Consider the following 25674-nt stretch of genomic DNA (forward strand, 5'->3'; position numbering starts at 1 on the left):
ACCTCATCCCCAGGCTTCGGGGCTTAACAGCGTCAGATCATCGAGAGACTTGGACCATTCGGACCAAAGCTTTTCAAAGTCCCACCAAGGCTGAACCTGGGCGGCAAAATGCTGGCGGAACACCGTTGAAGTGGCCCCCTTTGTGGGCAGAAAATGGAAATCATCCATAGCAAGGCCGGGGAAATCGACCGCAACATCCAATCGCGTGATCTTGCCATGCTTCAAAAAATACTCCCATCCCCCCGGCATCAAAGTGATCAGCACGATATGCAAATCTTGGATGCCCTGAGGCCCCAGATCGACGGGGACGAAATCCAGGCGAAGCCGCGTCGCCAGTTTCTTGTCCTCGCCCACATACTCCTTCATCTGGAAATATGGACGCTTTTTCTGGATTGGAAGATGAGCCAGCGGTGAGCCTAGCCGCAAGCTGATACTCGCCCTGGGACTTAACGCGGTGGACATTAGACTTGTCGTGCTTGACCGCGTGCCACACGGTATCCCTGATCATGGCGCCATCCCGCTCGTCAGCAATGTCCAGAACCACAGAGAGCCTATCTATCAAAGGTCCTTTATATAACATTTTTGGATCAGGTGTGTCTGGGGTGGGTTTTCTGTCTCCGGGGATATTGGCTTTTATAGAAGAGCCCTGCTTTTTCGGGGAAATTGTGATCGCCACGAAGCCGGTTCCCATTGCGAGCGATGCGCTCTTCCGTGGGAACCCTGTGGCAGGGCATTGGTAAACGATCCGTGCCCATCGACTGGATCGTACATCCGATCCCGCCTCTTAGCCCCCTGCTCATCCACTGTTTTCAGCATCTTTGCGACGTCTGGAAATCATCCAGCTAATGCCCAAACCATTTTACCGACGAAAGGTAAGTCATTGAAACATAAGGGCCGAAATAAGCCTATTTTACAGGAAGAATGGCGGATTTCCGCGGTTTCCCTCCAGCTTGGAAGGCTGGAGCTTTACCACTAAGCTATACCCGCTCAGATCAGGTCTTTGGCCATGACAGGCGCCATCGCTTGACCGGATGAAACCATCCCGGCGATGCGCCTGCCGCTTGCCATGAGACTTGCCGGCTCGTCAATGGCAATCCGTCAGCCAGTCCCCAGTTTGGCGATCAGTGCCCCGGAAAATCCATCAGCGCATCCACGGTGATGCCCTCTGCGCGCAGCTTTTCCGCGCCGCCCAGATCGGGCAGGTCGATGGCGAAGAGCGCATGGGTGACCTGCGCCCCCGCGCGGCGCAGCAATTGCGTCGCGGCCAGAGCCGTACCGCCGGTGGCGATCAGGTCGTCGAGGATCACCACGCGCTGGCCCTGGCTGATGGCTTCGGGATCGATCTCCAGCGTGTCGGTGCCATATTCCAGCGCATAGTCGATCGCCAGCACCGGCACCGGCAGCTTGCCCGGCTTGCGCACCGGCGCGAAGGGCAGTTCCAGCCGCGCCGCCACCGCCGCGCCAAAAATGAAGCCGCGCGCCTCCATGCCGGCAATGGCCTGCGCCCCCGCAGCTTCAGCGCGGTCGGCCAGCAGGCGAACGCTGGCGGCAAAGCCCGCGCCATGGCCGATCAGCGTGGTGATGTCGCGGAACAGGATGCCCGGCTTGGGGAAATCGGGCACGCTGCGCACCAGCGCCTTCAGGTCTTCGGCCTCAAGCACATCGGCTCTCACGATCACGTCGGCAGTCATTCCCGCGTCCTTTCATCACGCCAGAGGCCCCCTGCATCCTGCGATGCAAGGGGCCCCCGTTTCGTCAGCCTTTAGCGACCTCAGTGCTTCTTGTCAGCCCAGACGTTGCGGTAAGCCATATAGGCCAGCACCGAAGCGAAGAGCAGGAAGCCCAGCACCGGCCAGCCCGTCTGGTGGCGCTTTTCCAGCTTGGGCTCGGCGGTCCACACCAGGAAGGCGGCGACATCGGTGGCCATCTGGTCAACCGTGGCCTTGGTGCCATCCTTGTAGGAGACCTGACCCTCGCTGGAGAGCGGCGGCGGCATGGCGATGTTCAGATTGGCAAAGTAGGGGTTGTAGAAGAGGCCGTCGGGCGTCTTGCTCTCCGGATACTTCTTGAGCAGCTCGGCGGGCTGGTCGGCATAGCCGGTCAGCAGCGAGTGGACATAGGCCGCCCCGCCATGGCGCGCCTTGGTGATCAGCGACAGATCGGGCGGCGTGCCCGAACCACCATAGACCACGGGCGGGAAGTGATCGGTCGGCACGCCGTCGCGCGTCTTCAGCTCGCCGGTGGCGGGATTGTAGACGGGCACCTTGAAGCCGGCGGCGATCGCCTTCACTTCCGGATCGTTGTAGCCCAGCTCCTTCAGGTCACGGAAGGCGACATATTTGATCGCGTGGCAGGCCGAGCAGACTTCCTTGTAAACCTGGAAGCCGCGCTGCACCTGCTGGCGGTTGAAGGTGCCGAAGGCGCCATCGCTTTGCAGCGAGAACTCTTCATTGGGCAGCTTGTGGAAGGCGGCCTCCACCGTCTTGGCGGGCGGCTCCGTGATGTAGCTGACAAGCCCCGTGCCGAAAGCGATCAGCAGGCAGAGGGTGAAGAAAGCCCCGATCAGGGCGGAAATCAGGCGGACCATGGATCTTCCTCCCTTCGCTTATTCGGCCGGGGCCGGGGTGGTTTCAACGTCCTTGCCGAGCACCGATTCAGTGATCGAGAAAGGCAGCGGCTGCGGGGTTTCGATCAGCGAAACCAGCGGCAGAATGATGAAGAAATGCAGGAAATAGTAGGCCGCCGCGATCTGGCTGATCATCACGAAGGGCTCTTCGGCGGGCGAGCCGCCGCAATAGCCCAGGATCAGCACGTCGATCACCAGCAGCCAGTAGATCTTGCGGAAGGTGGGGCGGTAATGGCCCGAACGCACCGGCGACGTATCCAGCCAGGGCAGCGCGAACCACACCAGGATCGAGCTGAACATGGCCAGCACGCCCAGCAGCTTGGCGGGCACCAGCACCACATGGGTGAAGGGGATGGTCAGATCGGCGGTAAAAGCGCGCAGGATCGCGTAGAAGGGCCAGAAATACCATTCGGGCACGATATGCGCGGGGGTCTGCATCGGGTTGGCCGGGATGTAATTGTCCGGGTGGCCCAGCGCGTTGGGGAAGAAGAACAGCAGCGCGCAATAGAGGAACAGGAACACCGCCAGCCCGAAGCCATCCTTGGCCGTGTAGTAAGGATGGAAAGGCACGGTGTCGCTCTCGCTCTTCACCTCGACGCCCGTGGGGTTCGAGGAGCCGGGGATATGCAGCGCCCAGATATGCAGGATCACCACGCCCAGAATGACAAAGGGCAGCAGGAAGTGCAGCGAGAAGAAGCGGTTGAGCGCCGCCTGATCCGGTGCGAAGCCGCCGAGCAGCCAAGTGTGAAGCCCATCGCCCACCAGCGGAATGGCGCTGAACAGACCGGTGATGACCTGCGCGCCCCAGAAGCTCATCTGGCCCCATGGCAGCACATAGCCCATGAAGGCGGTGGCCATCATCAGCAGGAAGATCACCACGCCCAGCAGCCAGATCATCTCGCGCGGGGCCTTGTAGCTGCCGAAGTAGAACCCCCGGAAGATATGGGCATAGACCACCACGAAGAAGGCGCTGGCACCATTGGCATGCGCGTAACGCAGCATCCAGCCCCAGTTGACGTCGCGCATGATATGTTCGGTGGAGTTGAAGGCGACATCGGTGTTGGCGGCATAATGCATCGCCAGAATGACCCCGGTCACGATCTGCAACATCAGGCAGAAACCGGCCAACACGCCGAAATTCCACATATAGTTCAGATTGCGCGGCACCGGATAGCCCGCGCCCACCGCATTGTAGACGAAGCGCGGCAGAGGCAGCTTTTCGTCCAGCCACACCATCGCCGGATGGCTCGGCTTGTATTCATTGGCCCATGGAAAACTCATGGCAGAAATCCTCGCGTCTTGGCTCGCGTGGGAAGCGGCGTTCAGCCGATCTTGACGACGGTGGGCGATGTGAAGGCGTAATCCGGCACGACCAGATTCTTGGGCGCGGGGCCCTTCCGGATGCGTGCGGCCGTGTCATATTGCGACCCGTGGCAGGGGCAGAAATAGCCGCCGAACTCGCCGCGCGGCTCACCCTGGCCGGTGCCCAGCGGCACGCAGCCCAGATGGGTGCAGACGCCCATGGTGATCAGCCACTGGGTCTTGCCCGGCTTGGTGCGCTGCTCCAGCGTTTCGGGATCGCGCAGTTCGGACAGCGGCACCGCATCGGCCTTGGAGATTTCCTCAGGCGTGAGATGCCTTACGAACACCGGCTGCTTGCGGAACACGGCCTTGATCGCCTGCCCCACGGCGATGGCCGAAATATCGACCTCGGTCGACGCTTCGGCCAGCACATCGGCTGACGGCGCCATCTGGCTGATCAGCGGCACCAATGCCGCCAGAGCGCCAACCCCCGCCGCGCTGACGGCGGCCACTTCAATAAAATCGCGGCGACGCACGCCCGATGCCTCACTGCCCAGCCCCGTTTCGGCGGCTTCACTTTGCGTCATGATCGAGCCTTGCCTCAATCGCCCTCCCGAAACAGATCCACCGGATCTGGCCCACAAGAACGCCCTGCACCACTGGCTTCCCGCCACCGGCAAGAAACCAAACGAAACACTTCATCAGAACGCGTAACGGCGCGTGTTCAGGAATCCCCTGCCGCCGTTTCACCTCCCATGATCCACTGACTGTGTTTCACTGGCGGACGACGGCTTTTTTGAGTTTGATAAACATCAAAACCCTTCACCTCAACCGCATTTTTATTCTTTGCGAGCGTTCAGGGGCAGGCGATCAGCGAAAACTGCCGCCCATAGGTCGCTTCCTGCCTGTGCGTGGCGCGTCGGAAGGAGAAAAATCCTTCTTCATCAGCATAGGTATCACGTGAGAGCGACTCGATCTGCCCGACACCGGCCAAAGCCAGCCGATGGGCCACATAAGGCTCCAGAGCGAACTGCCAGTGCCCTTCCCGCCCGGCAGCGAAGAAATGCCCAAGCGCCTCATCCTGCGCGATAAAACGGGCGCGGAAGCCCTCATCCACCTCATAGCTGGCCTGAGCGATGCAGGGCCCGATCGCCGCCACGATGCGGTTGCGACTGGCACCCAGCGCGATCATCGCCTCGACGGTCGCCTCGGCCACGCCGCAGAAAGCGCCTTTCCATCCGGCATGGGCCGCACCGACCACACCGGCCTGCACGTCAGCCAGCAGGATCGGCGCGCAATCGGCGGTGACGATGCCCAGCACCACGCCGGGCTTGTCCGTCACCAGAGCGTCGGCATGGGGGCGATGGGCATCGTCCCAGTCACCCGCCACCACGCAATCGCCGGAATGGACCTGATAGACCGTCACCAGCCGCGCGCCCGGCGCCACGGCTGCCACGGCGCGGGCCCGGTTTTCCGCGATGGCTTCTCGCGCGTCATCGGCGCCCAGCCCCACGTTCAGCCCGGCGACGGCGCCGGTGGAGACCCCACCGCGCCGTCCCAGAAAACCATGCGGCACGCCTGTCAGCACATCGGCGTGGAGTGCCTCGACGGGATTGCTGACCTCAACCAAGGCTCTTGCTCGCCTGCTCGAAGACATCCTTGGAGAGGCCCGGCTGGGCGACGATCCGCTCCAGCTGCTCGCGCATCATCGCGCCGCGCACCGGCTCGACCCGGCGCCAGCGGCCCAGGGGCGGCACGAAACGCGCCGCCGTCTGGGCGTTGATCGGATCGAGCGCAAGGATCAGATCGCCGATCATGCGATAGCCCTCGCCGCTGGCATCATGGAAACCGGCGGGGTTGACCGCCAGTGCCATGAACAGCGCGCGCACCCGGTTGGGGTTGCTCATCGTGAAATCGGGATGCTCGGCCAGCGCCTTCACATGGTCCAGCACGCGCGGATGCAGCGAACCGGCCTGCAGGTTGAACCACTTGTCGATCACCAGCGGGTTGCCTTGATAGCGGGCGTGGAAATCGGCCAGCTTGTCCTCGCGCAGCGGGCTTTCAAGGCTGCACAGCACAGTCAGCGCGCCCTGGCGGTCGGTCATATTGTCCGCCGCGTCATATTGGGCGGCGGCGCGGATGGCGGCGGCTTCGGGCTCGCTGGCGGCGAGGTAGACCAGCGCCTGAGACTTGACCTTGCGTGCCCCCTTGGACGCCGCATCATGGCCGAAAGCCACCGCGCTGACGCGATCGTGATGCGCGCGCAGCAGATCGCCCAGCTGCACGCCGAGCCATGCCTTCAGCCCCTCGCGCTCATCGTTGAGCACGCCCGGATCGCTGACCGGCAGACGCTCCGACAGGTAGCTATGCGTGGGCAGCATCAGCAATTCGCCCAGCATCAGATCGTCAAGAGCGCTGTCCTCCAGAATGGCGCGCAGAGCGGTGGCGATGCCTTCGCGGCCCGCAGCGCGTGCCTCATCGGACAAAGCGCCCGAGGTGGCGGCCACCAGATGACGCACGATCAGGCTCTGCATCGCCTCGTAACGGGCGAAAGGATCGTCATCATGCGCGGCGAGGAAGACCAGATCCTCCTCGCTCTCGTCGCTTTCCACCACCACGGGGGCGGAGAAGCCGCGGTTGATCGAGAGCACCGGGCGCGTGGCATGGCCCGTGAAATGGAAGCTGGCGCCTTCCTTTTCCAGCACCACCAGCTCTTCGCCGTGATGCTTGCCCGTCGCGCGGTCGAACAGAGCGATGCGCAGCGGGATCGGCATGGGCGCCTTGTCAGGCTGGCCGGGGGTGGCGGGCACGCTCTGGCTGAGATGCAGCGTGGCGGTGTCACCCTCATGGCTGAGCCGCGCAGTGACGGTGGGCGTGCCGGCCTGCGAGTACCAGCGGCGGAACTGGGTGAGATCCAGCCCGGCGCCAGCCTCGATACTCTTGACGAAATCCTCGCAGGTGGCCGCCTCGCCATCATGGCGCTCGAAATAGAGGTCGGTGCCTTTGCGGAAGCGTTCCACGCCCGCCATGGTCCGCATCATGCGGATTACCTCGGCGCCCTTGTTGTAGACGGTCGCGGTGTAGAAATTGCTGATTTCCTGATAGGAATCCGGGCGGATCGGATGCGCCAAGGGGCCCGAATCCTCGGGGAACTGACTGCCGCGCAGCACGCGGACATCCTCGATGCGCTTGACCGGCTCGCTGCCCATATCCGCGCTGAACAGCTGATCGCGCAGCACCGTGAAGCCTTCCTTCAGGGAAAGCTGGAACCAGTCGCGGCAGGTGATGCGGTTGCCCGACCAATTGTGGAAATACTCATGGCCGATCACGCCTTCCACAGCGTCGAAATCGCCATCGGTGGCGGTGTCCTGCTCGGCCAGCACATAGCGGGTGTTGAAGATGTTGAGGCCCTTGTTCTCCATCGCCCCCATGTTGAAATCGGACACGGCGACGATGTTGAACAGGTCGAGGTCATACTCGCGCCCGAAGGCTTCCTCGTCCCAGCGCATGGAATTGATAAGGCTGCGCATCGCGTGAGCCGTGCGGGTTTCATCGCCGGCACGCGTCCAGATGTTCAAAGCCACCTCACGGCCCGACATGGTGGTGAAGCTGTCGCTGGTTGCCACCAGATCGCCCGCCACCAGTGCGAAGAGGTACGAAGGCTTGGGCCATGGGTCATGCCACTCGGCCCAATGCGCGCCCTCACCACAATCATCGCTGGCGATGCAATTGCCATTGGCCAGCAGCACCGGGAACAGGGCCTTGTCGCCCTCCATCCGCACGCGATAGACGCTCAGCACATCGGGGCGGTCCGGGAAATAGGTGATGCGGCGGAAGCCCTCGGCCTCGCACTGCGTGCACAGCATCCCGCCCGAGCCATAAAGCCCCATCAACTGGCTGTTGGCCGCAGGGTGAATCTGGGTAACGATCGAAATCTCATGGCTGTCGTCGGGCAGATCGATCAGCAGATCCTCGCCCTCCAGCCGCCAGTCATTGCGGACCACATCATCCACCTTGACCACCAGAGGCGTCAGCCCGTCGCCATTGAGGCGGATCGTGCCTTCCCCGCTGCCATCGGGATTGCGCTGCACGCGCAGCAGGCTGGTCACCCGCGTCGCCTCCAGCCCCAGATGGAAATCGAGATCGACCTCGCTCACCAGCCACACCGGAGGCTGATAATCCTCCCGGCGGATCACGGTGGGGGCCTGAGGGGCGGCGGGGGCGCTAGGGCTCGTCTGGGCATCCATCATGCCTCCTTCTGACGCAAAGGGTTTCGGTTTTCCAGCCCGTACCTTATGGTTTTCGCCGATGAGAGTGATGATGATCTTCGGCATGGGCTACACCGGCTCTGCCATCGCAACCGCGCTGCGCGCCCAGGGCTGGCTGGTCGACGGCACCGGCACCCACGGCACCATGAGCTTCGACGACACCTACCGCGTCCACCGCGCGCTGGCACAGGCCACCGCCGTGATCTCCACCGCGCCCCCCAGCGAAGGCGAGGACCCGGTGCTGAGCCGCTATGGCGCCGTGCTGCATTCGCCATGGCTGGGCTATATCTCCTCCACCGGCGTCTATGGCGATGCGGGCGGGGCATGGGTCGATGAAAGCGCGCCGGTGGGTGGTGGTCGCCGCACGGTGCGCGTTTCCGCAGAGGCGCAATGGCTGGGGCGCGGGGCTCATGCCTTCCGCCTGCCCGGCATCTACGGCCCGGGCCGCAGCGCCTTCGACCGGTTGCGCGCAGGGCGCGCTCACCGGCTGGATCTGCCGGGACAGGTGTTCAGCCGGGTGCATGTGGCCGATATCGTCAGCGCCGTGCTGCTGGCTCTGGAAACCGAGGCCGCGCCCGGTCCGTGGAACATCGCCGACGATGAGCCTTGCCATCAGAACCATGTGATCGAGGAAGCCGCGCGGCTGCTGGGTGTTGAGGCGCCGCCTGCCGTGGGGCTGGACGACCCTTCTTTGTCCGAGGCCAGCCGGGGGTTCTATCGCGAGAACCGGCGAGTCGCCAATGGCAAGGCGCGGCGGGAGTTGGGGTGGAGGCCCTCTTTCCCAAGCTATCGGGAAGGGTTGAGAGGGATTCTGGAAGAAGAAAGTAAAAAGTGAAATGCGAGGGCCATCGCCCTCGCGCTCCCTTTAATGTCTGCGTTGTGCTTCGGGTTCGGCCTTAGGGCTGACGTCGCTGCGCCGCAGGCTTAAAAATCGCAGGGGAAGCGCTTGATGGAAGATTGCTTGCCTGCGGCGCCCGAGGTTGAACAGGTGGAGAGGCTGGGCGCACCAATTCGGCGCCACCGTCCTATCGTCGGAAGACGGAATGGGAGCGCGAGGGGGTAACCCCCTCGCATCTTCCCTTCTTCACCCCTTCCTTCCGGAAAGCGCAATCAACACCCCGCTCAGTGTCACAACCGCGCCCACCGCCGCCAGAGCCGTCCAGCGATAGCCTTCGAAGAAGGTCGATAGCGCCATTGCCACAATCGGCACCACGGCGTTGGAATAGGCTGCCCGCCCCGCGCCAATCGAGCGGATCAGGTTAAAATAGACCGGGAAGGTCACCACCGATCCCATGATCGCCAGCCATGCCACGCCCGCCCAGAAGCGCGGCGGGGCGGAGAGGACGGGCGCTCCGTAGAGGCTCATGGCCATCACCGCATCGATCACGGCGCCCAGCAGCATGGACCATGCGATCAGCGGCACGACCGCCTGCTTGCGGCCGATGGAACTGGCCTGCAGCACATTGGCGCCCGAGGCGCAGAGCGTGCCCGCAATGGCAAAGCCCACCCCCAGCGCAACGTTCATGGCGCCAGACGGCGGCGCATGGCGATATTCCTGGATCATCAGCAGCGCGATGCCAATCGCCGCCACGGAAGTTCCCGCCATAAAGCGCTTGGTGATCCGCGCACCCAGAAAGATGCGGGCCAGAATGGCGTTGGGCAGCATCAGCAGAGCGTACATCACCGCCACGAGGCCGGAGGTGACGTAATGCTCGGCGCGGTAAACGAGCTGGAAATTGCCGCAGAACTGCAGGAAGCCCACGGCCAGCGCCAGCAGGAAGCGCTGGCGGTTGAGGCTGAGGTCCTCACCACGGAAGCGGGCCAGCAGGAACATGCCCAGCGCCGCGACGGTGAAGCGGATCGTCACCGTCCAGCCGATGGGCAGGAAGCCGATCTGATCCTTGATCACCAGCCAGGTCGAGCCCCACATCAGGCTGACTGTGGCGAAACCCAGAATGTCCTGCGTGGAAAAGCCGGTTTTGGTGGCAGTGTCCCCGCTCACAGCGCGGCCAGAGCGCGGGAAAGCGCGGTCACATGCTCATCCTGCGCGTTCCATGCCGTGACAAAGCGCGCGCCATCCGCGCCCCAGTCATAGAAGCCGAAGCCTTGCGCGCGCAGCGCATCGCGCTCGGCTTCGGTGAGGCGCAGGAAGACCTCATTGGCCTCGACGGGATAGAGCAGGCGGTCTTTCACGTTGCTGGCGATTTCGGCGGCGGCGGCATTGGCGGCGCGGCCATTGGCCAGCCACAGATCGCCCTTCAGCATCGCCAGAATCTGGGCGGCAAGGAAGCGGCCCTTGCTCTGCAGATGGCCCGCGCGCTTGCGGCGGAATTTCACATCCTCGGCCAGCGCCTGATCGAAATAGACCAGCGCTTCGGCACTCATCCCGCCGTTTTTCACAAAGCCGAAGGAGAGCGCATCCACGCCCCCCTCGCAGCTGGCCGCTGCGGGGGTGCAGCCCAGATAGGCCACCGCATTGGCAAAGCGCGCGCCATCCATATGCAACTTCAGGCCTTGAGCCCGCGCCACGGCGCCGATCGCTGCGACCTCCTGCGGTTGATAGACGCAGCCCGCCTCGCTGGCCTGGGTGATCGAGATCGCATGCGGCCACACCCGATGCACATCGCGGCGGATCGGGCCGATCACGGCGTTGATGCTTTCGGGCGTCAGCTTGGCGTTTTCGCCCTCGGCCAGCATCAGCTTGGCGCCATGGGTGAAGAAGCCCGGCGCGCCGCATTCGTCATTCTCGATATGCGCGTCGCGGTGGCAGATCACGCCGCCATGCGGGGGCACCATCGTCGCCAGAGCAAGGCAGTTGGCCGCCGTGCCGCTGGCCACCCAGATCGCGCTGACAGGCCTGCCGAACAGGGCCGAGAAAGCATCGTCCAGCGCCTGAGACAAAGCGTCATTGTCATAGGGCGGCTGGGGAGCGTCGGCGTCCTTCATCGCCTCCCAGACGGCGGGGTGAACAGCGGCGGCGTTGTCGGAGAGGAACTGCATGGGGTGTTCGATAGGGGGAATGGGGCGGGCGTCAAGAGAGTGAAAGACGAAGGGGGAAGAAGAGAGAAATGCGAGGGTGTTACACCCTCGCGCTCCCGGGTTTTGTCAGCGTGGCGCCTCGGTTCGGCGTGGAGGAATGTCGCTGTGGCGCAGGGATGAAAACGATGAGGCTGCCTGTGGGGCAAAGCCTTGACTGCCTGCGGCGCCCTGGCTTGCGCAGGTGGAGAGCCAAGGCGTAGCATTTCAGGGGCACCGCCCTACCGTCGGAAGAGGTCATGGGAGCGCGAGGGGCCAGAGCATGTCTCTTGAGGCATCCGGCCAGCCAAGATCTTCTTTTCCTTCAACCCCTCCCTACATCCTCCGCATGACCGACCCAACCCTCACCATCACCCGCCACCTCACCCCCAGAGGCGGTGAATATCGCGCAAAGCTGGAGGGCCATGAGGCCACCGGCCTGCTGACATGGCAGAACGCGCCCTCACAGGAAGGCCCCATCTGGATCGCCGATCATACGCTGGTGCCTTCAGCCATCGGCAATCGCGGCATCGCGGCGAAGCTCGTGGAGGCCCTGATCGCCGATGCGCGCGAAGAAGGCGCGCGCATCGTTCCGGCCTGCTCCTATGTGGCGGTGGCTTTCGCCCGCCATCCCGAATGGGCCGATCTGAAGGCCTGACCTACTGCGTGAGGTGCGCCTGCTGCACCGTCAGCGCGAAGAGCGAGACCAGCGCGTCAGAGATGCTCTGGTTGGTGGTCACGGTGTAGAACAGCGGCGATCCGTCCGTGCCCACCGAGGCGCAGCTTTGCAGCGTGGGCGAGACATTGGCGAGATAGGGCGCAAGGTTGCTCTGCGACCAGCTGTCGCCCGTCAGCGAATCCGGCAGATATTGCGTGTAGAGAATGGCGATCTTGATGCCCTTGCTCTTGATCGCGGTGCATTGCGTCAGATCGACGGCATTCAGCTCCCGGTGCCAGCGGCCCACGCCGGCCACGCTTTCATCGGCCACGCCATCGGTGACGAGGAACATCACCTCCTGCGGGCTGGCCGCGGTGGTGCCGTCGCCGGGGATGGGCATGGTCGCCAGCATGGTGGTCAGCATGTTGGTGAATTCAGTGCCCATATCGTTGTTGGACACGCCCTTGGTGGGCTGGCTGTTCTGATACCACCAGTCCTGCGCGGCATAGAGGTCGGGCACGGAGCTGGTCGAAAGGCTGTTCACATTGGTCATGCTGCTGGTCAGAGCCGTCACCGGGTTAAGCGCTCCTGATGCCGTATGGGTCCAGTTGAAGCCGAACATCTGCATGTTGTAGGTGACCTGGTTGGAGGTCGCCATCTGCTGGGCATAGGGGATCAGCGCCTGGGCGGCATTGCGCTCCTCATCGATGCGCAGGGTGATCGCCGACTTGCCGGTATAGATCAGCGGATAATTGTGCGTGAGCCAATAGCCATCGGCATAATAGCCGTTGATCACATTCCCCCCGGCATCCTTGAGCGTGCCGCTTTTGAAGGTGTAGCCGCTGATCGGATTGAAATTGGCATCGACGACATTGTTGCTGGAATCGATCTGATAGTAGGTCTGATAACCCGTCGCACCCGACGTGTAGTAATTGGCATTCAGGAACACATCGTAGGTGGTGGTGACGTTTTTGCTGTTCGTGTTGCTGCTCTGAATATAGATGCTGTCATTATGCGGCATCATGGCGTGGCAGGCAAACGCGCAGCCATAGGGCGAATTCACCTTGGAAGCCGTGGCCGACATGATCGCGCTGAGACCGGCGGAGGTGGCGGGCAGCAGCATCGAGGGGCTGGTGTCGAACATGATGTAGAAGTTCATGTAGGGCGCCTTGGTGGCGTTGGCCTGCGCGCTGCCCGAGATCGCCAGCTGGGTGGAGCCCAGAATGGTGGCGAAGATGTTCAGCGACTTGGCCTTCCAGGTCACCGTGGCATTGCGCCCGTTGTTGAGCGAGCCGGAGGGCGACACGGTCACCGTCAGATCGGTGGAAGCGTTGAACACCAGCCCCGACAGGCCCGACACCTGCTGTGTGAACATGTTGATCGCGGCGGTCTTGGCCGCGGGGCAATCCGTGCTGGTGCAGCTGCTCTGCATCATCACCGAGTTGACGGCGGCCAGCGCGGCGGCGTCGGCGGCGGCGTTCAGCTTGGTCTGCAGCTTCATCGCCCGGCTGTAATCGATGCCGAAACCCAGCGCGAAACACAGCACGGCGATCACACCGGCCACGATCAACAGCACATTGCCGCCCCGATCGCGCGCCAGAGCGCCGAAAAAAGAGATCGGGCGTTGAGAGGGTGAAGGACGCATGGGCGAAGGTCTCAACTGCTCAGAGGAATGGCGTTGGAGATGCGCGGGCTCATGAAGCTGCGATCATAGAGGTTGATCGCCGTGCTCGAACCGAAGTTGAGCGGCGGCTGATAGGTGTAGGTCACCTCGCCCAGGATCAGATAGGTGCCGGTGGCCGCCATACTGGTGGGCAGGACATAGACGCTGCCGTTGGTCAGGCCCTGGCTCATGGTGGCGTTGGTCTGGGTCTGGCTCCACACCACCGTGGCGGTGGTGGGGCTGGTGACCAGCAGCTCGCTCACGCGGACATTGGTGGTGCCATTGGCATAGGGCGACATGATCTGCGTGCTGGCGGCCATGATGGTCGAAAGGCTCGACGGCGTCAGCGAGGCATAGCGGCTGGTGAGATCGGCCACGCTGCGCGCGGTGACGGTGACCTTGCGGCTGCAGGACAGTTCGTCAGCCAGCACGAAGGTCCCGGCATACATCAGGAACAGCACCGGCAGGGCGATGGCAAATTCCACCAGCGCCACACCCGCGTTGCAGCGCCCCAACGCGCGCAGACGCCCGGCCAGCGCCTGAAAGAAAGCCCCCGCGGCGCGCATCAGTAATACTCCGTCTTGAGCACGGAGGTGGCCAGCAGCATGCGGTTGTAACCGGTGGTGTTGGTCAGGTTCAGCCCCAGCGGCCCGTTGGTGGTGGGCCACAGATACATCAGCCGCACCACGGCGATGCTGCCGCGCGTGCCGGTGGTGTAGGAGAAGCTGTTGCTGACATTGCCCTTGCTGTCATAGGTGAAGGTGGGTGCGGCGGTGCTGGCGTCGGAGAAATTGGAGACGCTGGTCACGTCGATATAAAGGCGGCTGCACTGCAGATAGGGCGGCAGCGTGGCGCAGGCGGCGGTCTTGAACTGCGCCGCGGTCATGGAGGATTGCTGGGCCTGGCCGGTCATGATGATGCGCCCGGCAGCCTCGGCGGTGGTTTCCAGGCCCTGTTGCGCCAGAAAGATCAGCGCGGTGTGCAGGATCGCCAGGATCAGCGCGATCAGCATCGGGCCCACCAAAGCGAATTCCAGCGCCACGGCGGCTCTTGTGTCTCGCCACAGGCGCGAAAGGGCGCGTGGCTTGCCCACACGCTGCGAAAAGGCGACTCGCGCCCGAATGATGATGCCCCCGCTCACCTTGTCAGTATCGCCGCAGCGCGATAAAAACTGGTTAATCCGGCTCTTCTTTACAAGTCCTTGTGATATTCCAACACTTTCTTAGCCCTTTCCACCTATTGCACCGCAGGATGGCGATAGAGCGCGACGGGCCAAGGGCGGCCGGGCAGCATCGGTCACCTCAAGGCAGGCAAAGGGTTGAACATGAAGGTTCTGGTCACGGGCGCGGCGGGTTTCATCGGTTACAGCCTGATCGCGCGGCTGTTGGCACGCGGCGACACGGTGATCGGCGTCGACATGGTCAATGCCTATTACGATGTGCGGCTGAAAGAGGCCCGCATCGGCAGGCTGAAGGAAGCGGGCGGCAACCGCTTCACCTTCCTGAGGCAGGATTTCTCCGATTATGCCGGGCTGGTGGAAAGCCTGAAAGGGCTGGAGTTCGAGCGGATCGTGCATCTCGGCGCTCAGGCGGGGGTGCGTTACTCGATCGAGAATCCGCATGCCTATCTCTCCTCCAATCTGGCGGGGCATTTGAACCTGCTGGAAATCGGGCGGCACCGGGGCGTGGAGAACATGGTCTATGCCTCCTCCTCCTCGGTCTATGGCGGCAACACCAAGCTGCCCTTCAGCGTGGACGACCGGGTGGATCAGCCGATCAGCCTCTATGCCGCCACCAAGAAGGCCGACGAGCTGATGAGCGAGACCTACGCCCATCTCTACCGCCTGCCGCTGACGGGGCTGCGCTTCTTCACCGTCTATGGGCCCTGGGGCCGCCCGGACATGATGATGTGGATCTTCACCAAGAAGATTCTGGCGGGCGAGCCGATCCCCGTCTTCAACCACGGCGACATGTACCGCGACTTCACCTATATCGACGACATCATCAGCGGCGTGATCGCCACGCTGGACAATCCCGCGCCCGACGATGGCCTGCCCAAGGCGGGCGGATCGACCAAGCCGCATCGCCTCTACAACATCGGCAACCACAAATCCGAACATCTGATGAAGGTCGTCGAGATTCTGGAGACCGAGCTGGGCAAGAAGGCCGAGGTCGAGCTGCTGCCGATGCAGCCGGGCGACGCGCGCCAGAGCTTTGCCGATATCGAGGCGATCTCCAGCGATCTGGGCTACAAGCCGACAACCAGCATTGATGTGGGCGTGCCCAATTTCGTGCGCTGGTATCGGGAGTATCACGCGGGGTAAGCGCCGGGCCCATCCCCGCCGCCATCAGCCCGCAGGCGTAAAGCTCACCAGATTCTGCGTGTGGCGGATCACGCGGACATTGTCCGTATTGTACTGTTCCTCCACGCTTTTCACATAATTCTTCACGCCGGGCACATAATAAAGCTCCGCATGGGTGCCGCGCACCAGCTTGCTGATTCCGCCGCGCTGGGCCGCGCTGATGCTGGCGCTGCCGCCCGGCACAGCCATGGCGCTGGCGCTCGCGGTGGCAGGCACCTGGATCATCGCCTCATCCACCCCTTCGGCCACCACCTCCAGAGCGCGGAAATGACCCGCGGGCACGCTGACATCGACCCAGCCCGCCACCGTGTAGGTGCGATGAATATGAGCGGAAAGCTGGTTGCCGCGCCGGGTCGGATCGGTGAAATCCACCGTCCATTGATGCCCCTTGGCCATGGGAAAGCGGAAAGGCTGCGTGGTCACCGATTGCTGGCCGTTCAGCAGCCGCCGCTGGCTCCAGTCCGCACCGACCAGATGGTCCTGAAAGCCGGTTGGCGCGCCATCCGGCTTCACGCCGACGGTCATCATTGCGCCGCCTACGCTCTCAATCACCAGGTCGAGCCGATGCTGGTTGAAGCCGGTGGTACCCTTTTCCTCGATATCGTCGAAGACCCACGCATCGCCTGTTTTCAGATCGGGAGGGGCCACCGGGTGATCCTCCTGCGCGTGAAGCATCGTGGTGCCAGCCAGCGCGGTGATCGCAAGCGCGATGCGCCCGAAGCGGTTCATCATCATGCCTATCCCCATAAGCGATCGGCAAAAGCTACAGGAAAAGCGTGCAGGCGCAAGGGATATGCCGGCGCTTTACCGCCTCCGCTTCCGGCCCCCTTGCCCCCGCCCTCTTGCTCCGCCCGCATCATTGCGCCATGAACGCGCGCATGGCTATTCTCTCTGACCGCTGGATCCGCACGCAGGCCCTTGAAAACGGCATGATCGAGCCCTTTGTCGAACGCCAGACCCGCGATGGCGCGGGCGGCGGGATCATCTCCTACGGGCTGTCGTCCTATGGCTATGACGCGCGCGTGGCCGATGAGTTCAAGATCTTCACCAATGTCGATTCCGCCGTGGTGGACCCCAAGGATTTCGCGGCCAACTCCTTCGTGGACCGCAAGACCGATTGCTGCGTGATCCCGCCCAACAGCTTCGCGCTGGCCCGCACGGTGGAATATTTCCGCGTGCCGCGCGACGTGCTGGTGATCTGCCTTGGCAAGAGCACCTATGCCCGCTGCGGCATCATCGTGAATGTCACCCCGCTGGAGCCGGGCTGGGAAGGCCATGTGACGCTGGAATTCTCCAACACCACCCCCCTGCCCGCCAAGATCTACGCCAATGAGGGCGCCTGCCAGTTCCTGTTCCTGCAGGGCAATGAGCCCTGCGAGGTCAGCTATGCCGACCGCGCGGGCAAATATATGGGCCAGCGCGGCGTGACGCTGCCGCGTCTTTAAGAAAACCGGCTCCGGCTGTCTCGCCCGCCCGGCCACCCCGCAGGATACTCTCGATGGGTGGCCGGGCGGGGGAGAGGGCCGGTGCCGCACCGACCATGTGCCCTTCCGCACATGGTCCAAACAACACCCGGCGCACACCAGCCCCGGGCGATCCGCTGCGATCGTATCCATGCTTGGCCTCACCGCCTGACTGTGGCTATGAACCTGTTGGCTTTACATAAGCCAACATCCGCCCGGCCCTCCCCCTGAGCCGGGCACCGCAGGAAGCAGCGCGTGACCAACCCGATCCTTACGACCGACAGCTACAAGCACAGCCACTTCCTGCAATATCCCCCCGAGACACGCACGCTTTCGGCCTATGTCGAGGCGCGCCCCGGCGGTTTCAGCGACCAGATCCTGTTTCTGGGCCTGCAACCCTTCCTGCTCGATTTTCTGGGTCACACCATCACCCGCCATGATGTGCAGGAAGCGCAGGAGATCACCCGCGCCCATGGCCTGCCCTTCAACCGTGCCGGATGGGACCGCATCGTCTCCACCCATGGCGGCCATCTGCCGCTGTCGATCACCGCTCTGCCCGAGGGGATGATCGTCCCCTCCGGCGTGCCGCTGCTTCAGGTCGAGAACACCGACCCGGCCCTGCCCTGGCTGGCCACCTTCGTGGAAACCGCCCTGCTGCGCGCCATCTGGTATCCCACCACCGTGGCCACCGTCAGCTGGCGCTGCCGCGCGATCATCCGCGCCGGTCTGCTGACCACCAGCGACGATCCCGAGGGCCAGTTGCCCTTCAAGCTGCATGATTTCGGCGCGCGCGGCGTTTCCAGCGGCGAAAGCGCGGCGCTGGGCGGCATGGCGCATCTGGTGAACTTCATGGGCACCGACACGATGGAGGCCCTGCTGGCCGCCCGGCGCTATTACAATGCCGATATGGCCGGTTTCTCGATCCCCGCCGCCGAGCATTCCACCATCACCGCCTGGGGCCGCGAGCGTGAGCGCGAAGCCTATGCCAACATCCTCAAGCATTTCGCCGGGGAAGGCAGCATGGTCGCGGTGGTGTCGGACAGCTATGATCTCGATGCCGCCGTCGGCCATTTGTGGGGCGAGGATCTGCATGACGCCGTGCTGGCCCACAAGGGCACGCTGGTGATCCGGCCCGACAGCGGCGATCCGGTGGAAACCCCGCTGCGGGTGCTGAACACGCTGTGGGACCACTTTGGCGGCACCATCAACGGCAGGGGCTATCGCCTGCTCGACCCGCGCCTGCGCGTCATTCAGGGCGACGGCATGACGCCGGCCACCATCGAGCGCCTGATTGCCCGCCTGATCGAGGAAGGCTTCGCGGTGGACAACATCGCTTTCGGCATGGGCGGCGGGCTGCTGCAGCAGGTCAACCGTGACACGCTGCGCTTTGCCATGAAGGCCAATGCCCTGCGCGACGATGCGGGCGTCTGGCACGATATCGCCAAGGACCCGGCCACAGATCCGGGCAAGCGCAGCAAGGCCGGGCGTCAGGCGGTGGTGCAGGAAGACGGCGCGCTGCGCGCCGTACGACTGGATGATCTGGACGGCCGCACCAATCTGCTGACCGAAGTGTGGCGCGACGGGCGCCTGCTGTTCCACCACGATTTCGAGGCGGTGCGCCAGCGCTCGCGCCTGCATGAAAGCCGGATCAGACTCCCGGCCTGATCGGACTTCAATAGGGAGCGCTGTAACCGCCGGATTGAGCCATCTGCGCCAGATGCGGCGGCAGGCAGTCGCGCAGCACGAAGGGGCTGGCGGGATCGTCGATATGGTAATCCCGGCTCAGGCGGGCGCGCAGGGCGTTCACTCCGGTGGCAGAGGAATCCTTGATCGGGAAGCGGGCGATCACCCGCTCCTGCTGCTCATCGACCACGGCGAAGCAGGGCTGTGCGCGCGGCGATTCCCAGGCCTCCATGTTGAAGCCCCCCGCGATATGCCAGCGATGCAGATCGGCGCTGACGATCGCGCGGTGGCAATGGCGGCAGCGGCCATAGGCCAGTTCGCCCGCCTCCAGCCGGAGCGGCGCATGCATCGGCTCATGGTCGCGCGCGTACCAGCAAGGGGTCAGCGTGACGACGGTTGGCGGCATGGGGGTGAGAGGCGTCAGCGGCTTCGAGGGCAAAGTCATCATCGCCTCCTTTCAGGCCATGGCAAGCACCCGTTAACCATGCATGGTCAGAGCTTATAAAGAGTGCCGCGTCGCCCCCGTGGAATCACCTAGGCCCGCACCAGGGCTGCGCGATTTGCGTATTGAGCGCTCCGCCCCTGTGATGTCCTTATCGCATTCGGGCCTTCATCGCGCATCGCGTACAGGATTCCATCAACAGGGGTGGTGTTGATGACGGACAAAATCGAGATCGACTTCGACATGACCGACTTCCGGATCATGCGCGCCCTCACCCATGATGGCCGCATGTCGGACGTGATGCTGGGGGAACAGGTCAACCTGTCCAGCACGGCAGCCGCGCGCCGCCGCAAGATCCTTGAGGATCGCGGCGCCATCGCGGGCTACACCGCCGCGCTCGATATGCCGATGCTGGGGCTGGGCATCATGGTGATGGTGGCCATCGAGCTGAAATCCCAGACCGACCAGGTGCTGGAGGAGTTCGAGGCCGCGGTGGTGCGCTGCCCCTCGGTCACCCATTGCAGCTTTATCTCGGGCGATATGGATTTCATGATGATGGTCCATGTCCGCTCCTTCGACGATTATGACCGGGTCTATCGCCGTGAACTGGCCATGCTGCCGCATGTGGCGCGCATCCGCTCCAGCTTCGTGATGCGCAGCGTGACTCATCGCAACGTGCCGCCCGCCATTTTCGAGCGCCCCTCCCTTCCCAGCCTGTGATTCGCGCCGGACGGGCTGACCAGCCGGGCTAACGCCTTCCCTTTTCCTGCCAGATTTGGGCGGAACCCCTCGGGGTTTCCGCCTTTTGTCGTCTGGAACCGCCACCATAATTAAATATTGAGCGATTATATCGCACGCTATTGACATGCCTGCACGAGTCATTCATATAGATCGCACACGATCTAATTACCCATTCCCCCCGAAACGAAAGGACAGTCTCATGGCCAGCAAGATCCTCTACTCCACCACCGCCACCGCCAACGGAGGCCGCGACGGCCGCAGCCGCACCGAAGATGGCGCGCTTGACGTCACGCTGGCTGTCCCCGTCGAAATGGGCGGCAACGGTCAGGGCAACAACCCCGAGCAGCTCTTTGCCGCCGGCTACGCCGCCTGCTTCCTGGGTGCGATGAAGTTCGCCGCCAGCCAGGACAAGGACCTGCCCCGCGTGCCCAACGACACCACCGTCTCGGCCACCGTCAGCATCGGCCCGCGCGCCGACAAGGGCTTCGGTCTGGCTGTGAAGCTGTCGATCAACCTGCCCGGCGTGGAACGCGCCGCCGCCGAGGCTCTCGTCGCCGAAGCCGACACCATCTGCCCCTACAGCCACGCCACGCGCGGCAACATCACGGTGGACCTGTCGGTCGCCTGATCACCGGGTAGCGCAATGACAAGGCCGGAAGGGGGATGCCCTTTCCGGCTTTTGTCGTTCTCAGGCCGTCGAACGCAGCGTGTAGATCGCCGGCTGAGGCGCCGGGTCCTGGAGCCTCTGAAGCTTGATGATCGCCGAAGCGACATCGATCGCCGCAAGGCCGAGCTGAGCGCGATCAAGCTCTGCCAGCACACCGTCAAGCGTGGCAATAAGGGTTTGAACCTGACGCGGATCAGGCTGATTTGCGCGATACATGGCCAAATCTTGCTTTAAAGAGCGTCGCACCGAACGCCCTTCTCGCCACCGGACGCTGAACCTAGTTTGAACCTGAGCTGCGGTTTGTTTTCAAGGGATTGAAGGTCGGGAAAAGGGAAAAAGCGAGGGGGTTACCCCCTCGCGCTCCCATGACGTCTTCCGGCGAGAGGGTGGTGGCGCCCGATCGTGGTGCGGGAACCCTCCACCGGTGCGAGGCAAAGCACCGCAGGCAGGCAGTGTTGGAACGATGAGTCGTGCTGGCGATATGAAAGCCTGCGGCGCGGCGTCGTTGCTCCAAGGCCGAACCCGAAGCGCAACGCAGACAGTAAAGGGAGCGCGAGGGTGTAACACCCTCGCATTCTCTTTTCTCTTCATTTCTTTTCTGTCTCAACAAACAGCGCAGCGTAAGGCGGCAAGCTTGTGCTGGTCGCGCCATTGACCGCCAGCACGGTGCCGCCGTCCGGCGCCTTGTGCTTGATCGCCTCGCCCGAGAGGTTGAAGGCGCAAGCGATGCTCTGCCCCTCATGGCTGCGGGTGAAGGTGAGCAAACCGCCATCGGCCTTGGCCTCGGTCAGCGCGCCCAGCTTGAGGGCAGGATGGTGCTCGCGCAGGGCCAGCATGGCGCGGGTCCAGTGCAGCTGACTCTCGGGATCGGCCTCTTGGCCCGCCACCGCCTTGGCGATGTTGGTGGGCGAGAGCGGGAGCCAAGGCTCACCCTCTGTGAAACCGGCGTGGAAGTGCTCGCCGTCCCAGGGCATGGGGGTGCGGACGCCGTCGCGGCTCAGGGTCAGGGGCCAGTTGGCGATGGCCTCGGGGTCTTTCAGGAGGTGGAAGGGGATTTCGTCCTGCTCAAGGCCCAGTTCCTGACCTTGGTAGAGGAAGATGTTGCCGCGCAGGCTGGCCAGCAAAGCGGCGGTCAGGCGGGCGAAGGCGGGGCGATGCTCCTCGCTCACCCAGCGGGAGATATGGCGGGGAGCGTCGTGGTTCTCGAAAGCCCAGCTGGGCCAGCCTTCGGGGAGGCTTTCTTCGGAAGGCTCCTCGCCCCATTGCGACAGGGCTTTCACCACCAGATCGGCAGTGAGGTAAGGGGCATAGAGGAAATCGAAGCTGTAGGCTGAGGACAGGCGCTGCTCGCCTGCGGTGTAGGCTTTCATCAGCGGGACGGCCTCGTCTCCGCCCACTTCGGCGACGGTAAAGGTGGCGCCATACTCGGCACAGAGCTTGGCGATCTTCTCGACGAAGCCCACCACATCGGGGTGGTTCTGGCTGTTGACCTTCTGCTGGAAGTCGAACGGTCGCGTGCGGGGGCGGCCATCCTCGGGCGCGGCGGGATTGTCGGTGAAGGCGGGATCGAACATCGAGTGGTTGAGCGCATCGAGCCGGAAGCCATCCACCCCGCGATCCAGCCAGAAGCGCAGCGCATCGAGGGCCGCCGCCTGCACCGCCGGATTATGGGCGTTCAGCTGGGGCTGCTCCTTGAGGAACTGGTGCATGTAGTACTGCTGGCGACGGGCATCCCACGTCCATGCCGGGCCGCCAAAGACGGACTGCCAGTTGTTGGGCGGGGTGCCGTCTGCATTGGCGTCTTTCCAGACGTACCAGTCGGCCTTGTCATTGATCTTGTCCGCGCGGCTCTGGGCGAACCAGGGGTGCTTGTCGCTGGTGTGGGCGAAAACCATGTCGATGGTGACCTTCAGGCCCAGCCCATGGGCCTTCTCCACCAGAGCATCGAAATCCGCCAGCGTGCCGAAGATGGGATCGACATCGCAATAGTCCGCCACGTCATAGCCGAAATCCGCCATCGGGCTGGTGTAGAACGGGCTGATCCAGATCGCTTCCACGCCCAGACTGGCCACATAATCCAGCCTTGCGGTGATCCCGGCCAGATCGCCGATCCCGTCGCCATTGCTGTCCGTAAAGCTGCGCGGATAGATCTGGTAGATCGCCGCCCCTCGCCACCATGAATCCACAGATGCTTCCAAAGACGGGGCCAAAACGGTCTGAGAACTCATGCAGGCATCTCGCAATCGATGGTCGAGCCCGCACTCTATGGCAAGGATCGGGGCCTGCCCAGCGGTATACGAATGTGCTGACCTGCCCTGAGGATCAGCTTTGTGACGAATTTTTGCCGATCCGGTTCATCTTGCGCAAATCCTCGTGAAATTACAGGGCTCGACAAAAGCGAGCCTTGCATCTGGCGCACAGATGCGGGATCGGGGTTATTCAACCCTTGTTGCAGGACAAGGGCACAGGCAGGAGCATTTCGGCATGAGCATCACCGGCGGGGCGCGTCCCCCATTTCCCTCGCGGGCAGGCATCGCGCCCGTGGCGGAGGCCCGTGAAGCTCAACATCATGGCACAAGCCGCTGGCTGAAGGGCGCCGCCCTCGCCTCGGCGGGCCTGCTGGGGGCATGGGCTGCTCCCGCGCTGGCTGGTCCAGCCGATCAGGCCACGCTGACCTATGCGCCGCTCGATTCGCTACAGGCTGCCGATGGCGCCGCCCAGACCGCCGTGCCCGCGCCGGCCTTCCCCGCAGCCACCACGCCGTCCCCGGCAGCGGCGGACCAGCCCGCTCAGGCCCCGGCCAGCACGCCGCCCGCTGCAGCCTCCGCCGACGACAAGGGGTCCGCCACCGGCCAGCACAGCACCACGCCTGCCCCCGCGCACGCCACCAGCGCCCCGGGCGACATCGTCGTCTCGGGTGAGCGCAAGGCTCCGGCGGGCGATCCGCTGGAAGGCGTCAACATGAAGTCCTATGCCGTGGTGCAGGCGACGGACAAGGCGGTCGTCGGCCCGGCGGCCATGGCCTATAAGAAGACCCTGCCCTCGCCGCTGCGTCAGGGCCTGCACAATGTGCTCTACAATCTGCGCGAGCCCCCTGTGGCCGTGGCCTTTCTGGCGGAGCACAAATTCGGCAAGGCTTTCGAGACAGTCGGACGGCTGGCGATCAACACCACCATCGGTCTGGCGGGCATTTTCGACATCGCCAAGCGCAAGCCCTTCCATCTGCCCCGGCGCGCCAACGGCATCGCCGATGCCATGGGCTTCTACGGCATCAAGCCGGGCCCCTACTTCTTCCTGCCGCTGATCGGCCCCACCACGCTGCGCGACCTGATCGGCACCACCATCGACCGTGTCGGCTTCCCGGCGCTCTATGCCGACGAGCTGCGCGGGCCTGCCTATGGTCTGGCGGTGACGATCATCGGCGGCCTGGACGACCGCGTGATGATCGATCCGGAACTGCGCGTGTTCCGCGATGCGCCCGATTCCTATGCGGCGATGCGGCGTTTCTATCTCCAGCACCGTCAGGCCGAGATCGACGAGCTGCATGGCATCCACACCCGCCCGATCACGGCGGAAGAGGCTGTCTATGGCCCCTCGGCAGCGCCTGACGCCGCGCCTGCGGCCAGTTTGCCCCCGCTGATGATCCCGCCGATCATTCAGGAGCCGGCACCGCCGCCGCCGCCTGCGCCGATCATGGTGTCCAATCCCGTCGTTCAGCCGATTCCGCCCGGTCGACATCGCTGACGGCCATCAGGCGGTCAGCAGATCAGGCGGCGGAAGAAGGCGGCATTCTGCGCGATTCGTTCGCGCAGATGGCGCGGCACCTGTGACAGCGGACGGCGCAGGATCGTCGGGCTGCTGAGCGCCGGGGCGATCGAGACCATGATCGCTAGAGTCGCCTGCCGCCGCAGCACCGGCGTCAGGCGATGCAGAGAAAAGCCTTTCAGGAAGGCCACATCGCCCAACCGGGCCAGCAGCGCATGGGGCGGGCTCTGTCGCGCCAGCGCCTCGACCTCCTCCTCGGCATAGAGGCGGGGCTCCAGACATTCGGACCATTGCGCGCTGCCCGGCAGCACCAGCATCGGCCCGTCCTCCTCTCCCCGCACATCGCCGAGCGGCACCAGCACCTGCACGGCATTGAAGGGCTCGTCATTGTTGCGATGCCATTTCCATTTGGGCGATTCGAGATAACCCGGATTGGCGATCCACGCCTGCCCCCAACTGACCGCCGCACGCGGACCCATGATCTCGCGGCAAAACGTCATCACCTCGGGATTTGTGCAGATTTCGAGAAAAATATCGCTGGCAAACAGCGCATGCGGCAGCATGTGCAGCTCGCTGTAGGGCGCCGCCTCGACCAGGCCGCGATAGGTCCAGCCGGGAATCGTGGGGTCATGGTAGAGGTGCTGATGCATCACCTCATCACGCATGGCCCGCAGCAAGGCGGGCGGCAGGATGCCCGGCTCGGTATGGTGATCCTGCGCATCGAAGACGGCGGCGCGCGGCGGAAGGGGCGCCCGGTGATGCAGCGGATCGGACAGGCGCCGCTCCATCCGCGCCATACGCAGCAACCACGAGGGCTCGTTGGAGTGTTTCCTTAAGCCGTTGATATAGTTATAGGCTATGTTCAGTCTTAACCAATATATCAGGCGCGCAAAGACCCCGCCGGCGGGGCAGCGCCCCGCGTCCCTGTGATCCTGCCAGCTGTCGGCCCCCGCTTCGGGACGATACCCGAAGCCGACGAGCCCGCCGTGCCCAAAACGCATTCAAACTCCCTTGGCACC

General features: G+C 63.8%; 25 protein-coding genes and 1 tRNA gene. 8 read left to right on the forward strand and 18 right to left on the reverse strand.

What is annotated here, in order from left to right:
* Positions 1 to 3: 3 nt before the first annotated feature.
* From HGK27_RS15520 to pepN, 8 genes are all read right to left on the reverse strand, one after another.
* Entirely contained in the window at positions 4 to 354 is a 351-nt protein-coding gene (locus HGK27_RS15520) for a hypothetical protein (protein ID WP_206241701.1), read from the reverse strand.
* Positions 355 to 915: 561 nt separating this feature from the next.
* A tRNA-Gly gene (locus HGK27_RS15525) sits at positions 916 to 985 on the reverse strand.
* A gap of 136 nt (positions 986 to 1121) precedes the next feature.
* Entirely contained in the window at positions 1122 to 1691 is a 570-nt protein-coding gene (locus HGK27_RS15530; RefSeq protein WP_206241702.1) for an adenine phosphoribosyltransferase, read from the reverse strand.
* A gap of 80 nt (positions 1692 to 1771) precedes the next feature.
* The gene (locus tag HGK27_RS15535; RefSeq protein WP_206241703.1) at positions 1772 to 2587 is read right to left on the reverse strand and encodes a cytochrome c1; all 816 of its coding nucleotides are present in this window, start codon (positions 2585 to 2587) and stop codon (positions 1772 to 1774) included.
* 18 nt (positions 2588 to 2605) lie between these two features.
* Positions 2606 to 3907, reverse strand: a complete 1302-nt coding sequence (locus HGK27_RS15540) for a cytochrome b (RefSeq protein ID WP_206241705.1) — start codon at positions 3905 to 3907, stop codon at positions 2606 to 2608.
* Positions 3908 to 3948: 41 nt separating this feature from the next.
* Positions 3949 to 4515: a ubiquinol-cytochrome c reductase iron-sulfur subunit gene (petA, locus tag HGK27_RS15545; RefSeq protein ID WP_206241707.1), complete on the reverse strand. Its 567-nt coding sequence runs from the start codon at positions 4513 to 4515 to the stop codon at positions 3949 to 3951.
* A 269-nt stretch (positions 4516 to 4784) separates the two neighbouring features.
* Positions 4785 to 5558, reverse strand: a complete 774-nt coding sequence (gene pgeF, locus HGK27_RS15550; RefSeq protein ID WP_241127206.1) for a peptidoglycan editing factor PgeF — start codon at positions 5556 to 5558, stop codon at positions 4785 to 4787.
* The gene (pepN, locus tag HGK27_RS15555) at positions 5551 to 8175 is read right to left on the reverse strand and encodes an aminopeptidase N (protein WP_206243259.1); all 2625 of its coding nucleotides are present in this window, start codon (positions 8173 to 8175) and stop codon (positions 5551 to 5553) included. The genes pgeF and pepN overlap by 8 nt, the downstream gene beginning before the upstream one ends.
* 61 nt (positions 8176 to 8236) lie before the next feature.
* On the opposite strand from pepN, the gene HGK27_RS15560 reads away from it, so the two are divergent.
* Positions 8237 to 9031: a Rossmann-fold NAD(P)-binding domain-containing protein gene (locus tag HGK27_RS15560; RefSeq protein ID WP_206241710.1), complete on the forward strand. Its 795-nt coding sequence runs from the start codon at positions 8237 to 8239 to the stop codon at positions 9029 to 9031.
* A gap of 249 nt (positions 9032 to 9280) precedes the next feature.
* On the opposite strand, the gene HGK27_RS15565 is transcribed toward HGK27_RS15560, so the two are convergent.
* Together HGK27_RS15565 and HGK27_RS15570 are read right to left on the reverse strand one after the other, a co-directional pair.
* Positions 9281 to 10198 carry a DMT family transporter gene (locus HGK27_RS15565; RefSeq protein WP_241127210.1) on the reverse strand — a complete coding sequence of 306 codons (918 nt, stop codon included), beginning with the start codon at positions 10196 to 10198 and terminating at the stop codon, positions 9281 to 9283.
* The gene (locus tag HGK27_RS15570) at positions 10195 to 11196 is read right to left on the reverse strand and encodes a threonine aldolase family protein (RefSeq protein ID WP_206241711.1); all 1002 of its coding nucleotides are present in this window, start codon (positions 11194 to 11196) and stop codon (positions 10195 to 10197) included. The genes HGK27_RS15565 and HGK27_RS15570 overlap by 4 nt, the downstream gene beginning before the upstream one ends.
* Positions 11197 to 11560: 364 nt before the next feature.
* Here HGK27_RS15570 and HGK27_RS15575 point away from each other — a divergent pair, with 364 nt between their 5' ends.
* The gene (locus tag HGK27_RS15575; protein WP_206241712.1) at positions 11561 to 11869 is read left to right on the forward strand and encodes a GNAT family N-acetyltransferase; all 309 of its coding nucleotides are present in this window, start codon (positions 11561 to 11563) and stop codon (positions 11867 to 11869) included.
* Position 11870: 1 nt separating this feature from the next.
* Here HGK27_RS15575 and HGK27_RS15580 read toward each other — a convergent pair whose 3' ends face one another.
* From HGK27_RS15580 to HGK27_RS15590, 3 genes are read right to left on the reverse strand one after another with little or no spacing between them, the layout of a single operon-like run.
* A complete protein-coding gene (locus HGK27_RS15580; protein ID WP_206241713.1) occupies positions 11871 to 13514 on the reverse strand; it encodes a pilus assembly protein TadG-related protein in 1644 nt (547 codons plus the stop codon).
* A gap of 11 nt (positions 13515 to 13525) precedes the next feature.
* The gene (locus tag HGK27_RS15585; RefSeq protein ID WP_206241714.1) at positions 13526 to 14098 is read right to left on the reverse strand and encodes a TadE/TadG family type IV pilus assembly protein; all 573 of its coding nucleotides are present in this window, start codon (positions 14096 to 14098) and stop codon (positions 13526 to 13528) included.
* On the reverse strand, positions 14098 to 14574 hold the full coding sequence (locus HGK27_RS15590; RefSeq protein WP_241127212.1) for a TadE/TadG family type IV pilus assembly protein: 477 nt from the start codon (positions 14572 to 14574) through the stop codon (positions 14098 to 14100). The genes HGK27_RS15585 and HGK27_RS15590 overlap by 1 nt, the downstream gene beginning before the upstream one ends.
* 282 nt (positions 14575 to 14856) lie before the next feature.
* Here HGK27_RS15590 and HGK27_RS15595 point away from each other — a divergent pair, with 282 nt between their 5' ends.
* Complete coding sequence (locus tag HGK27_RS15595; RefSeq protein ID WP_206241716.1) at positions 14857 to 15855, forward strand: GDP-mannose 4,6-dehydratase; 999 nt, start codon at positions 14857 to 14859, stop codon at positions 15853 to 15855.
* A 24-nt stretch (positions 15856 to 15879) separates the two neighbouring features.
* On the opposite strand, the gene HGK27_RS15600 is transcribed toward HGK27_RS15595, so the two are convergent.
* The gene (locus tag HGK27_RS15600) at positions 15880 to 16629 is read right to left on the reverse strand and encodes a hypothetical protein (protein ID WP_206241718.1); all 750 of its coding nucleotides are present in this window, start codon (positions 16627 to 16629) and stop codon (positions 15880 to 15882) included.
* A 143-nt stretch (positions 16630 to 16772) separates the two neighbouring features.
* Between HGK27_RS15600 and dcd the strand changes: the two genes are divergently transcribed.
* Both dcd and HGK27_RS15610 read left to right on the forward strand, forming a co-directional pair.
* Positions 16773 to 17339: a dCTP deaminase gene (gene dcd / locus HGK27_RS15605; RefSeq protein ID WP_206241720.1), complete on the forward strand. Its 567-nt coding sequence runs from the start codon at positions 16773 to 16775 to the stop codon at positions 17337 to 17339.
* A 273-nt stretch (positions 17340 to 17612) separates the two neighbouring features.
* Positions 17613 to 19022 carry a nicotinate phosphoribosyltransferase gene (locus HGK27_RS15610; RefSeq protein WP_206241721.1) on the forward strand — a complete coding sequence of 470 codons (1410 nt, stop codon included), beginning with the start codon at positions 17613 to 17615 and terminating at the stop codon, positions 19020 to 19022.
* 7 nt (positions 19023 to 19029) lie between these two features.
* On the opposite strand, the gene HGK27_RS15615 is transcribed toward HGK27_RS15610, so the two are convergent.
* The gene (locus HGK27_RS15615; protein ID WP_206241723.1) at positions 19030 to 19488 is read right to left on the reverse strand and encodes a hypothetical protein; all 459 of its coding nucleotides are present in this window, start codon (positions 19486 to 19488) and stop codon (positions 19030 to 19032) included.
* A 207-nt stretch (positions 19489 to 19695) separates the two neighbouring features.
* On the opposite strand from HGK27_RS15615, the gene HGK27_RS15620 reads away from it, so the two are divergent.
* Together HGK27_RS15620 and HGK27_RS15625 are read left to right on the forward strand one after the other, a co-directional pair.
* Positions 19696 to 20202 carry an Lrp/AsnC family transcriptional regulator gene (locus tag HGK27_RS15620; RefSeq protein WP_206241725.1) on the forward strand — a complete coding sequence of 169 codons (507 nt, stop codon included), beginning with the start codon at positions 19696 to 19698 and terminating at the stop codon, positions 20200 to 20202.
* 220 nt (positions 20203 to 20422) lie between these two features.
* Complete coding sequence (locus HGK27_RS15625) at positions 20423 to 20851, forward strand: organic hydroperoxide resistance protein (RefSeq protein ID WP_068086320.1); 429 nt, start codon at positions 20423 to 20425, stop codon at positions 20849 to 20851.
* 60 nt (positions 20852 to 20911) lie between these two features.
* Here the strand turns inward: HGK27_RS15625 and HGK27_RS15630 are convergent, their stop codons facing one another.
* Positions 20912 to 21106, reverse strand: a complete 195-nt coding sequence (locus HGK27_RS15630; RefSeq protein ID WP_206241726.1) for a hypothetical protein — start codon at positions 21104 to 21106, stop codon at positions 20912 to 20914.
* 371 nt (positions 21107 to 21477) lie between these two features.
* Positions 21478 to 23118, reverse strand: coding sequence for an alpha-amylase family glycosyl hydrolase (locus HGK27_RS15635; RefSeq protein ID WP_206241727.1), 1641 nt, complete (start codon positions 23116 to 23118; stop codon positions 21478 to 21480).
* A gap of 256 nt (positions 23119 to 23374) precedes the next feature.
* On the opposite strand from HGK27_RS15635, the gene HGK27_RS15640 reads away from it, so the two are divergent.
* Positions 23375 to 24634 carry an MlaA family lipoprotein gene (locus HGK27_RS15640; RefSeq protein ID WP_206241728.1) on the forward strand — a complete coding sequence of 420 codons (1260 nt, stop codon included), beginning with the start codon at positions 23375 to 23377 and terminating at the stop codon, positions 24632 to 24634.
* 14 nt (positions 24635 to 24648) lie between these two features.
* Here the strand turns inward: HGK27_RS15640 and HGK27_RS15645 are convergent, their stop codons facing one another.
* Positions 24649 to 25461: a phytanoyl-CoA dioxygenase family protein gene (locus HGK27_RS15645; RefSeq protein ID WP_206241729.1), complete on the reverse strand. Its 813-nt coding sequence runs from the start codon at positions 25459 to 25461 to the stop codon at positions 24649 to 24651.
* Between the last annotated feature and the right edge of the window lie 213 nt (positions 25462 to 25674).

This window comes from Novosphingobium terrae (genome assembly GCF_017163935.1).
Classification (GTDB): domain Bacteria; phylum Pseudomonadota; class Alphaproteobacteria; order Sphingomonadales; family Sphingomonadaceae; genus Novosphingobium; species Novosphingobium terrae.